Genomic DNA, 14510 nt, shown 5'->3' with positions numbered 1-14510 from the left:
TAGGCGATGATGGCAAGTGAGCTCCTGGTAGGGCAGGGACGTAAGCACTCACTGGCCTACCAGGAGTTCGCCGGTATCCGGCCCGTCACACGCCGATGCTCACCGAGTTTTCAGATGCACACTTAGGGAAGAGCCCGGTGCGTCCTGAGGTCATCACACTGGGGCAGATGAGACTGGTGTGGCGCGAGATGGCGAACACCCGAAAGAACAGGAGCGCGGGGCACTTCCGGCAGGATCGGCTTCGACCGAGAAACGACCTGCCCCGACGAAGGACCCCACGTGTTCCCCCAACCGGCAATCCGCGACGTCCCCGAGGGAACGCCGCGGACCGTCACGGCACTGCTGCACATCCACCGCACCCGGGTCGGCACCCGGGCGGCGTCCACGATCAGACCGCGGCCCGGGCGCAGTGCCTGGGTGCGGTGTACAAGGTCGCGTCCGATGGGCTTCCGACGAAGGGATACGAGCGGCGTGATCTCGCCGGCTCGTCGGTGCCGGCGCTACCGAGACAACCTCACTTCTCAGCCGCGGGCGATAGACGAGTACTCACGGCCGGGGCGTCCTCGCCCAACCACGGCGGGGCGCTGCGATAGCTCGGCGGGGTGGCGCTGAGGCGGATCGGGTTCGCCACCTGCCGCACGGGCCCGTCCCGACGCGGATCGTCGATCTCGACCACCGGAGTCAGGCCGAGCCGTTCGGCGAGCGCCACGGCGTCGGCGATGTCGTTGAGCGGACCGCACGGGACGGCATGCGCGGTCAGCTTCTCGAACCACTCGTCGGCGGAGCCCGCGCACAGCGCCGCGGTGATGTCCCGGACCAGCTGCTCGCGGTTCGCCACGCGTTGCGTGTTGGTCGCGTACCGCTCGTCGTCGGCGAGTTCGGGCACACCGAGAACCTGGACGAGAGAGCCGAATTGACGGTTGTTTCCCACCGCCAGCACCAGCGGGCGGTCGCCGGTCTGGAACACCTCGTACGGCGCGATGCTGGGGTGCTGGTTGCCCATGGCCTGCGGGACGACACCGGCTCCCACATACCCCGACGTCTGGTTGGCGAGGGCGGACAGCAGCGACGACAGCAGATTCACCTCGACGCGTTGTCCCTCACCGCTGCGGTCGCGGTGCCGGAGTGCCGCGAGTATCCCGACCGCGGCGTGCAGTCCGGTGATGATGTCGACGACGGCCACTCCGACCTTCGTGGGCACACCGGGTTCTGGGCCGGTGATGCTCATCAATCCGCCGACAGCCTGGACGAGCAGGTCGTATCCGGGCAGGTTGTTCTCGCCGCCGAACCCCGTCACGGAGCAGTAGACGACATCGGGATTGATCTCCCGCATCGCGTCGTAGCCGAGCCCGAGTCGGTCCATCCTGCCGGGTAGGAAGTTCTCCACCACCACATCGGCCCGGGCGACGAGTTCGCGTGCCTGGTCGAGGTCGGCGGGGTCACGCAAATCCCAGGCGACCGATCGCTTGTTGCGGTTGACGGATTGGAAGTAGGTGGACTCGTCGCCCACCCACGGCGGACCCCACTGCCTCGTGTCGTCACCGACACCGGCACGTTCGATCTTCACGACGTCCGCCCCGAGGTCGGCGAGCAGCATCGTGGCGTAGGGCCCGGCGAGCACCCGTCCGAAGTCGGCGATCAGCAGGTCGTCGAGGGCGCTCTTCCGGCTCACCGGAACGCCGCCTCACCTGTCAGCGCCTTGCCGATCACCAGCTGATGCACCTCGGACGTGCCCTCGTAGGTGAGCACCGACTCGAGGTTGTTGGCGTGCCGGATCACCGGGTATTCCAGTGTGATTCCGTTTGCGCCGAGGATGGTCCGGCATTCGCGGGCGACGGCGATGGCCTCGCGGACGTTGTTCAGCTTGCCCGTGCTGACCTGTTCGGAGCGGACCTCGCCGCGGTCCTTGAGGCGGCCGAGGTGGTATGCGAGCAGGTGTCCCTTGCCGACCTCGAGCGCCATGTCGGCGATCTTGACCTGGGTGATCTGGTAGGCGGCGAGCGACTTGTCGAAGACCCGGCGGTCCTGTGCGTACGAGATGGCGGATTCCAGGCAGTCGCGTGCCGCGCCTATTGCGCCGAAGATGATGCCGAACCGGGCCTCGTTGAGGCAGCCCAGCGGACCGGACAGGCCCTTGGCCTCCGGAAGCATCGCGGATTCGGGCAGCCGGACGTCCTCGAGGACGAGTTCGGAGGTGACGGACGCCCGCAGCGACATCTTGTGCTTGATCTCGGGCGCCGAGAAGCCGGGGGTGTCGGTGGGTACGACGAATCCGCGGATGCCGTCGTCGGTGCGTGCCCACACGACGGCGACGTCGGCGACGGACCCGTTGGTGATCCACATCTTGGTGCCGTTGAGGATCCAGTCGTCGCCGTCCCGCTTGGCATTGGTGCGCATGCCGGCGGGGTTGGAACCGAAGTCGGGTTCGGTCAGGCCGAAGCAGCCGATCGCCTTGCCTGCGGCCATGCGGGGCAGCCATTCCTGCTTCTGGTCTTCGCTGCCGTAGTGGTGGATCGCGAACATGGCGAGCGAGCCCTGGACGGACACGAGACTGCGGATTCCGGAGTCGACGGCCTCGAGTTCCAGGCACGCCAGGCCGTAGGCGGTGGCGCTCATGCCGGCGCAGCCGTAGCCCTCGAGGTGCATGCCGAGGACGCCGAGTTCGCCCAGCCCTTCCGCCAGTTCCCGCACCGGCAGCTTCGCATCCTCGAACCAGGTAGCGATGTGCGGGCGGATCTTCTCGTTCGAGAACTTCCGCACGGCGTCACGGATTGCGATCTCCTCGGCGTCGAGCAGCGAGTCGAGGGCGAAGAGCTGAGACAGGGTCTGCGGGTCGGACATTGTTCCTCCACGGGGCCGGTGGGACGGATGCGCAAACGTTCGCGAGAACGATTGCGCAAACGATTTCGTGAAGTAGACTAAGGCGCATTGCGGCGGTCGTCAACCACGTGCCCGCCGGTGACCCGTCCCCGAGCGCGAGGATTGCCCGTGAACCAGCCGGACCGCCCGACACGCACCTCCGGGCGTCCGCCGACCCTCCGCGAAATCGCCGAACGCGCCGGTGTCCACGTGTCGACGGCGTCCCGGGTGCTCCGCCAGCCCGAACCCGCCGACGGCTGGTCCGAGGCCGCGCTGCGGGTGCGTGAGTTCGCGGTGGAGCTCGGCTACCAGCCCAATCTGTGGGCCGCGAGCCTGCGAACACGCAAGACCACCACCCTCGGCGTCGTCATGCCGCGACTCACCGACGGCGTGGTCGCAACCATGTTCCAGGGCATCGAGGAGACGGCGACGCAGGCCGGCTACTCGGTGCTGCTGTCGAGCCCGCCCGACGACCTCGACGCCCAGCGCCGCGCCATCGAATTCCTCGTCAGCAGGCAGGTGGACGGGCTGCTGCTGAGCAGCCTGCACAGCCCCGGACGCGAGTTCGTCGACTCGCTGTCGGTGGGGGCGCTGCCGATGCTGCAACTCAACCGCCACGCCGACGTCGGCCTGCCGTTCGTGTGCGGCGACGACCATCGGGGCGGCTACCTCGCCGGACGACATCTCCTCGACCGCGGCTTCACCGGGATCGCCGTCATCGCGGGCCCCGACTACGCGAGCACCTCCCGCGACCGCCTCGCCGGGTTCCGCGCCGCGCTGGCCGAGGACGGCATCGAACTTCGCCCCGATCGTGTCGTCCGATCCGACTTCAATGTGTCCGGCGGTGTCGCCGCGGCCACGATTCTCCTCGAGTCGGATTCGCCTCCCGAGGCGATCTTCACCGTCAGCGACACCATCGCCATCGGCGTCCTCGGCGTCGCCCGCGACCTCGGGCTGCGGATCCCCGACGATCTCGCACTCGTCGGGTACAACGACATTCCGGTGGTCGCCCAGCTACCGGTGCCGCTGACCACCGTCCGGTCACCGGCGCGCCTCATCGGGGCGACGGGGGTGCGTCACCTCCTGTCGCTCATCGCCGGCAACGACGTCGAATCGGTGAAGCTTCCCGTCGAACTGGTCGAGCGGGCGTCGACACGGCGCTGACGTCGCGGCTCGCCGGGGAAGTAGGCGGAGCCTGTTCACGTCGTCGGCATCGGTGTCCGTGGCCTCGGTGAACACCGGTGACACTTGGGCCGCTGATGGTCCGCCGGTCCGCGCGCGTAGCCACTACCTGCATCGCATGGTGATCGACGAGATTCAGGCAACGAACGAGATCGAACGGGTCCGCTCGACCAGGAAGGAGATCAGCAAGGCAATCGAAGTGGTGCGGTCGGAACAACCTCTCGCGACGACGACGCCCTGACCTCATGCTGAGCCAGGGACGCGACGACACGATCCCTCGGTTGATCAGAGCAGTGGTTGCACACTTCATCTTCGAGTACACGCACCCGTTCTACGACGGCAACGGCCGAACCGGGCGTTACCTGCTCGCACTGGATCTCAGGCAGGTGCTGGCTCCGTATGCGGGCCTGGCATTGTCGGCGACTGTCGCCGACAACAAGGATCGCCACCCGCTTCACGATCAGAGCCGCATCGACCCGGGGAGAAGGGAGATCCATATTTGAGACTATGGTATTAAGCGAGACTAAAGTCTCGGAAGTTAGCGAATCGGATCGGTACAGATTCCCCGGAGCAGTACGTCGAGCATGTGTTCGACGACCTCGGTGACGTCGCGCGTCCCGGGCCGCATCAGCCAGTCCGCGACGCAGGCCGCGAGCCCTGTCACCATCAGGTACGCCATGACAGGTAAGGGGACGCGGGCGAGGTCGAACTCGCCGCGGTCGATGCCCGCCCCGAGGACTTGCCCCACCAACTCCAGCAGTGGGTCGTGGATGTTCGGGGCGTCATCGGTGACCCCCGCGGACATAGCCTCTCCGACCAAACCGTCGCGAAGCATCTCACCGGCCAGGGATACCATCCCGGATCCGCTGATGGACCACGCGACGCCGATCTCCTCTGCAAGAATCCGCAACTGAGCGATCGACGACTCGGCCCCGTTCAGGTGAATCCTGCCCCGGGCGGCCACCGCAACGCGGCGATTGAACTCCATCAGCAGACCGGTCTTCGTTCCATAGATACGAAAGAATGTCGCACGCCCGACTTCGGCCTTCTCGCAGATGTCTTCGATCGACACTTCCGCATAGGCGTGTTCTGCGAACAGTTCGATCGCCGCATCGTAGATCGCCGCGGCCGTTTTGATCTTCTTGCGCTCGCGCAGCGAGGTCGGCTTGGCGGGCTCGACACGTGCCGCTGCCGCGCCGTGCTGGGATTCGGCGGTTGCCGGAGGGGTCTTTGCCATGGCAAAAAAACTACCAGCGCCATTGACAATACTTGAGTATCAGTTCAGACTTCGGTATCACTGTTGGGTGTTAGATAGATCACGGAGGACGCATGACTGAGCTCGTCAACGGAGGCACTTTGCTGGCGCAGAGTCTCGAAAGTGCGGGAGTAGATCTCGCCTTCGCCTTGCACGGTGGACATCTGGACTCCTTCTTTGCAGCGTGCGGGGACGCGAGCATCGAGCTCGTCGACGGACGCCACGAAGCAGCGGTCGGTCACGCCGCGGAGGGCTACTCACGGGTCACCGGCCGGCTCGGAGTAGCTGTGGTGACGTCGGGTCCCGGATTCATGAACGGGATCGCGGCCCTTCCGAACGCGCTCTCGGATGCGATTCCGATGCTGATGATCGCGAGTTCGCCGCCCCAGGGAGAGGCGCTGACGAACGAGATGCAAGGCGGCCTCGACCAGGTCGCCGCGGCGCGGACTGTCACGAAGTGGGCGCAGCGGATCACTCACGTGGAGCGGATTCCGGACATGGTGGCCTTGGCCGTGCGGACGGCGCTCTCGGGTCGTCCCGGCCCTGTCTACTTGGAACTGCCGATCGACGTCCTCGTCACCGAAGTTCCCACCGACACAGTACTTCCCGCAGGACCGACATCTCTCGACGTCCATCCGACACCGTCGGACTCCTCGATCGACAAGGCACTGGATGTACTGCGGGAGGCAGAACGACCGGTCATCATCGTCGGTGGTGGTGCGCAGTGGTCGAACTGTGGCGACGAGCTCGGGAAGTTCGCCGAGCGCATCAACGCTCCGGTGTTCTTCAACAGCAGGGGATTCGGCGTCCTCGACCCCGAGCACCCCATGAACGGCGGTGCCGTCGACAATTTCCGTGCGTTCCTCGGCACAGGACAGGGCAGGCCGGACGTCATTGTGATGCTCGGAGCACGCGCCGGACTGTTCACAGGCGGCCGCTCGGGGTCGTCGCTCGCCGGGTCGCGGGTGATCCAGGTCGACATCGACGGCTCCGAAATGGGGCGCCTCGGCCCCGTTGAACTTGCTCTGGTCGGCGACTGCGGAGCAACCGTGCGTGCGCTGTTGACTGCGGACTCCCGTTCGAACCATGTCTGGCCGGCCCGGGAATCGTGGGTCCGGTCCGTCACCGGAATGGCGCAGATGATGGACATGCTGCTGAGCGCCGACCTCTCTACTGTCGACAACCGAATCCACCCGTACCAGGCGGTGCGTGAGGCGTTGCTGGGCACCGGCTCCGGTGCACTCGCCGTGTTCGACGGCGGTGAAGCGCCGCTGTGGCCGATGCTCGCACTTCCAGTGGCGCCACCGGCAAAGATCCTGACGCTGGGATACATGGGTTTCATCGGTACAGGAATGGGTTTCGCACTGGGCGCGCAAGCCGCGAGCAAGGGACAACGGGTACTCCAGATCACGGGAGACGGGTCCCTCGGCTTCCACATCCAGGAGTTCGACACCATGGTCCGACACGGCCTGCCCATCGTCACCGTGGTACTCAACAACGCGTGCTGGGGGATGTCGATCCACGGCCAGCATGCGGTATACGGTGCCGGCAACGACGTGATCACGCGACTCTCCGACACCCGCTACGACAGGGTGGCCGAAGCCTTCGGCTGCTACGGCGAACACGTCACCGATCCCGCGGAAGTTCGGCCCGCGGTCGAGCGCGCATTCGCATCGGGACGTCCCGCGTGCATCAACGTGGCCACCTCGGCAACTGTTGTTCACCCCGCTACGACGATGATGCTCGGTGACCTCGAGGCGACCGACGAAATCGTCATCCCCTACTACGAGAACCTCCGGAAAAGGTAGTCCGGACACCTCGACCGGACATCGCTCCGGCGCCGGAGGCCACACCTACTCGGAATCCGCTGCACGTCCGCTACCGGGCGGCGCAGCGATACCCACCCGAGACCTCCACTCCCGGCCGATCCGGAAAGCACCCGCGTCCCGATGCTCGCACTCGAGATCGAGTAACGAATCCTTGCTGGAACCGCACCCACAACGTCCTCACGAGAAGGCACATCATGACAATCGCCGCAGTCATCAGCTCCGATCGAGCACTCGAGGTCACCGAAACCGACTGCCCCACACCTTCATCAGGCGAGGTCAGTATCGACGTCGCCTACTGTGGGCTGTGCGGATCGGATATCCACTTCTTCATGGACCCACCGGAACCCATGGCCGGACACATCCTCGGTCATGAATTCTCCGGCGTGATCAGCGCCGTCGCCGACGACGTGCTCGACTGGGCGGTCGGGGATCGCGTGGTTGTGCTGCCGATCGACCCGTGCGGGCAGTGCCCGGCGTGCCTGAGCAACGACGACAACGCCATCTGTATCGCGGGTGTTTTCGCAGGGCCCGGGCTCGGCCGTGCCGGAGGCCTGGCCTCGACGGTCACGGTCCCCAGCCACATGCTGTGCAGCGTCCCCGGCGAGCTCAGCCTCCGCGATGCCGCGCTGACCGAACCACTTGCCGTCGCCGTCCGCGCAGTCTCCCACGCGCGCGTCGAGGCAGGTGACGCCGTGGTCGTGATCGGCGCCGGACCCATCGGGCTTCTCTGCACCGAGGCACTCCACGCGCGGGGAATCACCGACATTCTCGTAGTCGAGCCCAACCCGGAACGTCGAGAACAAGCGCTGAATCTCGGTGCTGCAGTTACTAACCCGGACGACGCGGCGCAGGAGATCGCCGGCCGTTTCCCGCACGGCCCCCGTGCGGCGATCGACTGCAGCGGACATCCGAGCGTCGCCCAACAGGCGCTGGATTTTCTCCAGTACGGGGCACGGCTGGTGATCGTGGGTATACCGACCAAGCCGTCGGAGGTTCTGCTGACCTCCGTCGTACTGAACGAACTCACTATTGTCGGTTCCACCGCGTACAGCCGCAGTGACTTCAAGGAGTCACTGCAGGCCCTTGCGTCCGGCAAAGTCAACCGTGACGCGCTGATCACCTCCGTCGTGAATCTCGACGATGCGGATGCGGCAATCCGTGACCTCGCCAGCGGTAAGAGTCGTGATGTCAAAGTCCTGATTTCACACGCCCCGACACCGTAGCTACGAACGGGACCTCGGGTCGTGCGATCGGAGGGGAAGAACCCCACTGATCATCGCTGTCGCTGCAGACGACGCGTACGCAGCAGGATTCGGACGACGCGACGACCCTCCCCGGCGAATTCCGCCAATTCGGTCACATCCCTTGCAATGCAGATTCGTTCGGTGAGCCCATTACCGCTCGGGGTCGACGTTGCGGCCGTCGGGGACAGCAGGTGGGCGGACTCGATGCACTCCTCCGACCGGACACCCGTCGGCCCCGCTGGAATCTCTTCCCGCACGCCATCCCCAACCAGGAGACATCATGAAATTCGACCGTCCCCACCTGTTCATCGACGGCACCTTCGTTGCCGGCTCCGGCGCCTCCGTGGACGTGGTGAATCCGACTGACGCCACGGTCCTCGGCGTCGCCGCCACCGCGAGCACAGTGGACATCGACATTGCCGTGGCGGCAGCCAACGCAGCCCTGCCGGGGTGGTCCGGAACCTCCGCGCACGAGCGTGCCGACATACTCGAACGCTTCGCTTCCGCACTCGCGGCTCGCATACCGCGGCGTTGTGCAGCCAGGAGAACGGGATGCCGATCACGCTGTCGGCATCCGCCAACGGACTCGCCCCCGCGGGGCTGCTCGCGATGTATGCAGGGCTCGGGCGCACAACCGCATGGCAAGAACATCGCCCCAGCCTCGTGGGGAGCACCGAGGTGCGCCGCGTACCCGTCGGTGTCGTCGCCGCCATCTCCCCGTGGAACTACCCCCAGACCCTGGCGATGATGAAGATAGCCCCTGCGTTGGCCGCCGGATGCACGGTCGTGTTCAAGGCCGCCCTCGAGACCGCGCTCGACGCTTTCGTCTTCGCAGATGCCGCACTGGAGGCGGGGCTGCCGCCGGGTGTGCTCAACATCGTGCCGGCCGGACTCGATGCCAGCGAGCACCTGGTCTCCCACCCCGGTATCGACAAGGTCGCGTTCACCGGTTCCACCCCGGCCGGCCGCGCGATCGGCGAGGCATGCGGCCGGCTCCTGCGACCGGTCACGCTCGAACTCGGCGGCAAATCGGCCGGCATCGTTCTCGACGACGTCGACCTCGATGTCCTTGCCGACGGTCTTCACGGCGCCTGTTTCGCCAACAACGGCATGACCTGCTATGCCACCACCAGACTGCTCGTCCCGGCAAGCCGATACAACGAGATTGTTGACGCCGTCACCTCGGTCGTGAAGTCCTTCACGGTCGGCGACCCCCTCGAGCAGGACACCCAGATCGGTCCTCTGGTCACCGCCCACCACCAGAAGCGCGTGCTGGGCTACATCGACGCCGGCAGAGCCAGCTCGGCGCGCCTGACCACCGGGGGCGGCGCAGTCAGCGGCTTCGACGGCTTCTTCGTCGCACCGACGGTATTCGCCGATGTCGACAACAACCACACCATCGCGCAGGAGGAGATCTTCGGCCCCGTCCTGTCGATCATCAAGTACGACAGCGATTCCCAGGCAGTCCAGCTCGCGAACGACAGCGAATTCGGTCTCGGGGGAACTGTGTGGTCCAGCGACCTCGAGCGCGCAGCAGGGATCGCCCGTCGGATCGAGACCGGCACAGTCGGGATCAATTCCTACTCTCTCGATCTCGGCTCACCGTTCGGTGGAGTCAAGGCCAGTGGATACGGCCGTGAACTCGGGCCCGAAGGACTCGATTCCTACCTCACCTACCAGTCCGTCTACACGGTCGCCGCGGCGGCCGGCTGAGGAACGGCCACGCCGCAAGTCCTCTCGCGCACCGATCCGAAATCCCGGTGGCTACCGGATTCTCCGTCACCCGGTGGGTTCGACTGTGGCATAACACCATCGAAAGGCTCCGACCCGCATGTCCGATCTCTACACGCGCCGCTCGCTCTTCGACGACGAACACGAGGCATTCCGCTCGAGCTTCAGGGAGTTTCTCACCCGGGAGGTCGTCGACCACATCGAGGAATGGGACGACGCCGGCGACATTCCGCGCGAGATCTGGACCAAAGCCGGCGCCCCCGGGTTCCTGGGACTTCCCGTACCCGAGGACCTCGGCGGCGCCGGCGTCGGCGACTATCGGTTCCGCATCGCAATGATCGAGGAGAGCGCCCGCGTCGGTGCGACGTCGCTGGCCGCCGGATTCGCCACCCACACCGACATCACGCTCCCGTATCTCATCGATCTCGCCACACCGGAACAGGCGAAGCGATGGCTGCCGAAGATGGCCACCGGAGAGTTCATCAGTGCGATCGCCATGACCGAACCCGGTGCAGGCTCGGACCTGCAGAGCATTCGTACCACCGCGAGACGCGACGGTGACGGCTGGATCCTCAACGGGTCCAAAACGTTCATCAGCAACGGCATCAATGCCGACGTCGTGGTGGTCGTCGCGCGGACCGACACCGCCCCCGACTCGGGAAGCAAGGCATTCAGCCTGTTCACGGTCGAGACCGGCACCCCCGGTTTCAGCCGCGGCCGGCGCCTGAAGAAGGTCGGTCTGCGAGCACAGGACGCTGCCGAGTTGAACTTCGACGACGTCCGGCTCGATCCGGGCGCTCTTCTCGGGACCGAAGGCCGCGGCCTCCACGCCGTGATGTCGCACCTGCCGCTCGAACGGATGAGCATCGCTGTCACCGCCTGTGCCGGTGCGCGCGCCGCCCTCGCATGGACCATCGACTACGTCCACCAGCGCATAGCGTTCGGCAAGACGATCGCCGAGTTCCAGAACACCCAGTTCGCCATCGCCGAAATGGTCACGGAACTCGAGGTCACCCAGGCCTACATCGACGACGCCGTCACCCGCCTCAACCGCACCGAACTGTCCGCCGTCGATGCCGCAAAAGCAAAGTGGTGGGCCAGCGAAATGCACAAACGGATCGTCGACCGGTGCGTTCAGATGTTCGGCGGCTACGGCTACATGCTCGAATACCCGATCGCCCGGGCCTTCGCCGACACCCGTATCACCACCATCTTCGGTGGCACCACGGAAATCATGAAGACGATCATCGCCCGCGACGTCCTGCAGGTCCGCTGATGAACACCCCGCATGGACAGGCTCCGATTCCGCACTTTCCCGGCGACCTCTCCCGAAAGGTGCAACACGTGGTCCCCACGACCGAACAGACCCATCAGCCTCACCTCGCGCGGCGCTCGCACTGGATGAATCACCTCGAACGGCATGCTGCAGCCCTCGGCGACCGTCCCGCTATCCGGTTCAACGGATCGACCACGACCTGGATTCAGCTCCGGGACCGAGTGCACGCCTTGGCGCAGGGTTTCGCCGCCCGCGGCGTCGGATTCGGCGACCGCGTCGCACTCGTCACCGGCAATTGCCCCGAGTTCATCGAAACAGTTTTGGCTGCAAACCTTCTCGGTGCGATCGCGGTGCCGGTCAACTTCCGGCTGACCGGCCCGGAAACGGCCTACATCCTCGAGGACTCCGGCGCGAAAATCGTAGTCGGCGACGATCTGGGCATTCCGATCGTTGCCGCTGCCCTCGCCGAACTCGACGAACCACCCCGGGTGATCGCAACCGGAACCGACACCGCCGGTTTCGAGTCGTACGCAGCTCTCCTCGACGGCGTTCCGGACGAACCGATCGTCCTGCCGGACGTGCCGGAAACCACCCCCGCGCTGATCATGTACACCTCCGGCACCACCGGAAAACCCAAGGGCGCGATCCTGACCCACCTCAACCTGCAAGCGCAGGGCATCACCGTCATGCGCGCCTTCCACTACGTGGACGAAGAGGAGGTCAACCTGATCGCCTCACCGTTGTTTCACATCGGTGCAATCGGCTCCGTCGTCCCGACTCTGTTCGTCGGCGGCACCCTCGTCATCCACCCCACCCGGGCATTCGCCGCACACGAGATCCTGGACGTGCTCGAAACCGAAGGCGTCACCAGCGTCTTCCTCGTACCGACCCAGTGGCAGGCACTGTGCGCCGAGCCGCACGTCGCCACCCGGAAACTCGATCGACTGCGGATTCTCGGGTGGGGTGCCGCGCCCGCTACCGATACCCTCCTGCGACACATGGCCGAGGCCTTCCCCCGGGCGATGAGCGTCGCGTTGTTCGGCCAGACCGAAATGTCCCCGGTGACCTGCGTCCTCCACGGTAAGGATGCGATCCGCAAACTGGGCTCCGTCGGACGCCCCATCGCCGCTGTCACCGCTCGCGTCGTCAACCCCGACATGGGCGATGTCGCGCCGGGCGAGGTCGGCGAGATCGTCTACCGCGGCCCCGGGCTGATGCTCGGCTACTGGAACCGCCCCGACGCCACCGCCGACGCATTCCACGGCGGCTGGTTTCACTCCGGCGATCTCGTCCGTGTCGACGACGAAGGGTTTGTCTACGTCGTCGATCGGGCCAAGGACATGATCATCTCCGGTGGCGAGAACATTTACTGTTCGGAAGTCGAGAACGTCCTTGCCGCACACCCGGACATCGCCGAAGTCACAATTGTCGGCCACCCCCACCCGGCCTGGGGCGAAACGCCGGTTGCCTATGCCGTTCTCCGGTCCGGCGCCCCCGCCCTCGACACCGACACCCTCCGGCAGTGGGCATCCACATCGCTTGCGAAGTACAAACTCCCGACCCGGCTACATCTCGTCGATGCACTCCCACGCAATGCATCCGGAAAAATCCTCAAGAACACGCTGCGAGGCAGCGGGCCGTCGACGGCACGCCCGATCTGACGTTCCGCCCCATACGAATACGACGCCAACGCAATTGCGCACTGCGGGTCATCCCGACCCTCGATCGAGTGCACCAGAACAAGCAACGTCCAGAAACAAGGAGCGATCGAATCATGACGACTGCACAAGACCGAACAGCACAGGTGAGAGATCAGAAGGCCGCGATCCCAGCCATATACGGATCGATCGATTTCGAGACGGTACCTCTGCGTTTCACAACCGATCCCGAAGTGCCGTCCCAGCTTCGAACCGAGCTGGCCGACCAACGGCCCCGACTCCTGGCGAACAAGGAACTGGTCTCGCTGATCGCCGACTACACGATGCTCGGTGACCGTGTCGGTGACGCATACGCAGCATTGATGCCCGAATACGGATTCAAGCGACTTGTCGACATGCTCGTCGAGGCTTGCCAGCGAGGCGTCGAGAACGTCGAGGACGCGCCGCAGGAACTTGTCGACTTCATCGCCGACATGACACAGATCCCGGAGTGGATCGACATGAATCTTGTGAAGCAAGGCGCCGCCCTGGAACGAAACTCCGCTGCTCATGTATTGCACTACGCGATCCGTGGCGGGCTGATCGGTACGTTCATGAACAAGTACACCGCGCTCCCCATGGCGATCACAGGGGCATTCTCCGAGCGCACGGCGGGTAAGCGGGTGAAGGAGACTGCCGCCTTCTTCACATCCTCGGTCTTGCCAGGAGCACTCGAACCCGGCGGCACGGGATTCCACGCCGCAGCGATGGTTCGTCTCATGCATTCGATGGTCCGGATCAACATCATGAAGCGCGGGCGCTGGAACAGCAGCGAGTACGGCATTCCGATTCCCCAGGCCGATCAGATGCCGGCGGGCAACATCGGATTGTTCCAACTTTCGCTCGGCGTGCTGGCCGGTGGCCGCGATCACTTCAACCCCGACGAACGCGCTCGTGTCGAGTTCGGTAACTACCGTTGCCATCTTTTGGGGCTGCCCCGGGACTTGTTGCCCGTCACGCCCAGGGAAATCGTGGACGTGATGGCCACCCGGTACGGGACCCTGCGTAAGGACTGGGACGACGAGACCTGCGGCCAACTCCTCGTGAGCACGCTCAACGCTTCATTCGAACCCAAGGACACTCTCGGTGCTCGAATCCGCGCCCGGTTCGAGCCGAGCTTCAGCAAAGTATTCTTCGCACGCATCCAGCTCAACGGCGACACCGATCGAGCCGCCGCGATGGGTGTCGACATCACCCCCGCGGACAAACTTCGTGCTCTCGCCGTCGGCGTGTACATCAAAGCCCGGATGCTGCCGTTCGACATTGCACACCGCATCCCCGCAGTGCGCGACATTGCCGACCGCCGGCTCACACACAAGGTTTCGAAGGTCCTCGAACGTTACGCAGGGGCAGAGTTCCGTACCGACGATTCCAACTACACGCCGACCACTGACGCCCACTGACGGAGGAGCACCACCGATGACACTGACGCCACAC

At 65.3% G+C, this 14510-nt stretch carries 11 protein-coding genes and 1 pseudogene; 9 read left to right on the top strand and 3 right to left on the bottom strand.

Annotated features, from left to right (window positions below):
• Positions 1-514 precede the first annotated feature (514 nt).
• Positions 515-1672 carry a CaiB/BaiF CoA transferase family protein gene (locus tag WAX14_RS04965; RefSeq protein ID WP_422626977.1) on the bottom strand — a complete coding sequence of 386 codons (1158 nt, stop codon included), beginning with the start codon at positions 1670-1672 and terminating at the stop codon, positions 515-517.
• A complete protein-coding gene (locus tag WAX14_RS04960; RefSeq protein WP_422626976.1) occupies positions 1669-2841 on the bottom strand; it encodes an acyl-CoA dehydrogenase family protein in 1173 nt (390 codons plus the stop codon). Before WAX14_RS04960 ends, WAX14_RS04965 begins: the two co-directional genes overlap by 4 nt.
• A 147-nt stretch (positions 2842-2988) precedes the next feature.
• On the opposite strand from WAX14_RS04960, the gene WAX14_RS04955 reads away from it, so the two are divergent.
• From WAX14_RS04955 to WAX14_RS04945, 3 genes are all read left to right on the top strand, one after another.
• The gene (locus WAX14_RS04955) at positions 2989-4023 is read left to right on the top strand and encodes a LacI family DNA-binding transcriptional regulator (RefSeq protein ID WP_422626975.1); all 1035 of its coding nucleotides are present in this window, start codon (positions 2989-2991) and stop codon (positions 4021-4023) included.
• Between the two features lie 67 nt (positions 4024-4090).
• The gene (locus tag WAX14_RS04950; RefSeq protein WP_422626974.1) at positions 4091-4282 is read left to right on the top strand and encodes a hypothetical protein; all 192 of its coding nucleotides are present in this window, start codon (positions 4091-4093) and stop codon (positions 4280-4282) included.
• A gap of 40 nt (positions 4283-4322) precedes the next feature.
• On the top strand, positions 4323-4544 hold the full coding sequence (locus tag WAX14_RS04945; RefSeq protein ID WP_422626973.1) for a Fic family protein: 222 nt from the start codon (positions 4323-4325) through the stop codon (positions 4542-4544).
• A gap of 35 nt (positions 4545-4579) precedes the next feature.
• Here the strand turns inward: WAX14_RS04945 and WAX14_RS04940 are convergent, their stop codons facing one another.
• Positions 4580-5278: a TetR/AcrR family transcriptional regulator gene (locus tag WAX14_RS04940; RefSeq protein ID WP_422626972.1), complete on the bottom strand. Its 699-nt coding sequence runs from the start codon at positions 5276-5278 to the stop codon at positions 4580-4582.
• 92 nt (positions 5279-5370) lie between these two features.
• On the opposite strand from WAX14_RS04940, the gene WAX14_RS04935 reads away from it, so the two are divergent.
• From WAX14_RS04935 to WAX14_RS04910, 6 genes and pseudogenes are all read left to right on the top strand, one after another.
• Positions 5371-7104, top strand: a complete 1734-nt coding sequence (locus tag WAX14_RS04935) for a thiamine pyrophosphate-binding protein (RefSeq protein ID WP_422626971.1) — start codon at positions 5371-5373, stop codon at positions 7102-7104.
• Between the two features lie 215 nt (positions 7105-7319).
• Positions 7320-8348, top strand: a complete 1029-nt coding sequence (locus tag WAX14_RS04930) for a zinc-dependent alcohol dehydrogenase (protein ID WP_422626970.1) — start codon at positions 7320-7322, stop codon at positions 8346-8348.
• A gap of 301 nt (positions 8349-8649) precedes the next feature.
• A pseudogene (locus WAX14_RS04925) lies at positions 8650-10082 on the top strand (aldehyde dehydrogenase).
• Between the two features lie 118 nt (positions 10083-10200).
• On the top strand, positions 10201-11376 hold the full coding sequence (locus tag WAX14_RS04920; RefSeq protein ID WP_422626969.1) for an acyl-CoA dehydrogenase family protein: 1176 nt from the start codon (positions 10201-10203) through the stop codon (positions 11374-11376).
• Between the two features lie 68 nt (positions 11377-11444).
• The gene (locus WAX14_RS04915) at positions 11445-13037 is read left to right on the top strand and encodes a long-chain-fatty-acid--CoA ligase (RefSeq protein WP_422626968.1); all 1593 of its coding nucleotides are present in this window, start codon (positions 11445-11447) and stop codon (positions 13035-13037) included.
• 113 nt (positions 13038-13150) lie between these two features.
• Positions 13151-14476 (top strand): oxygenase MpaB family protein, encoded by a 1326-nt coding sequence (locus WAX14_RS04910; RefSeq protein WP_422626967.1) that lies wholly within the window; start codon positions 13151-13153, stop codon positions 14474-14476.
• Positions 14477-14510: the final 34 nt, after the last annotated feature.

The organism is Rhodococcus sp. (in: high G+C Gram-positive bacteria) (genome assembly GCF_049299235.1).
Classification (GTDB): Bacteria; Actinomycetota; Actinomycetes; order Mycobacteriales; family Mycobacteriaceae; genus Rhodococcus.
Note: the sequence above shows the minus strand (reverse complement) of the source record. Positions and strands in the feature narration are given on the sequence as shown.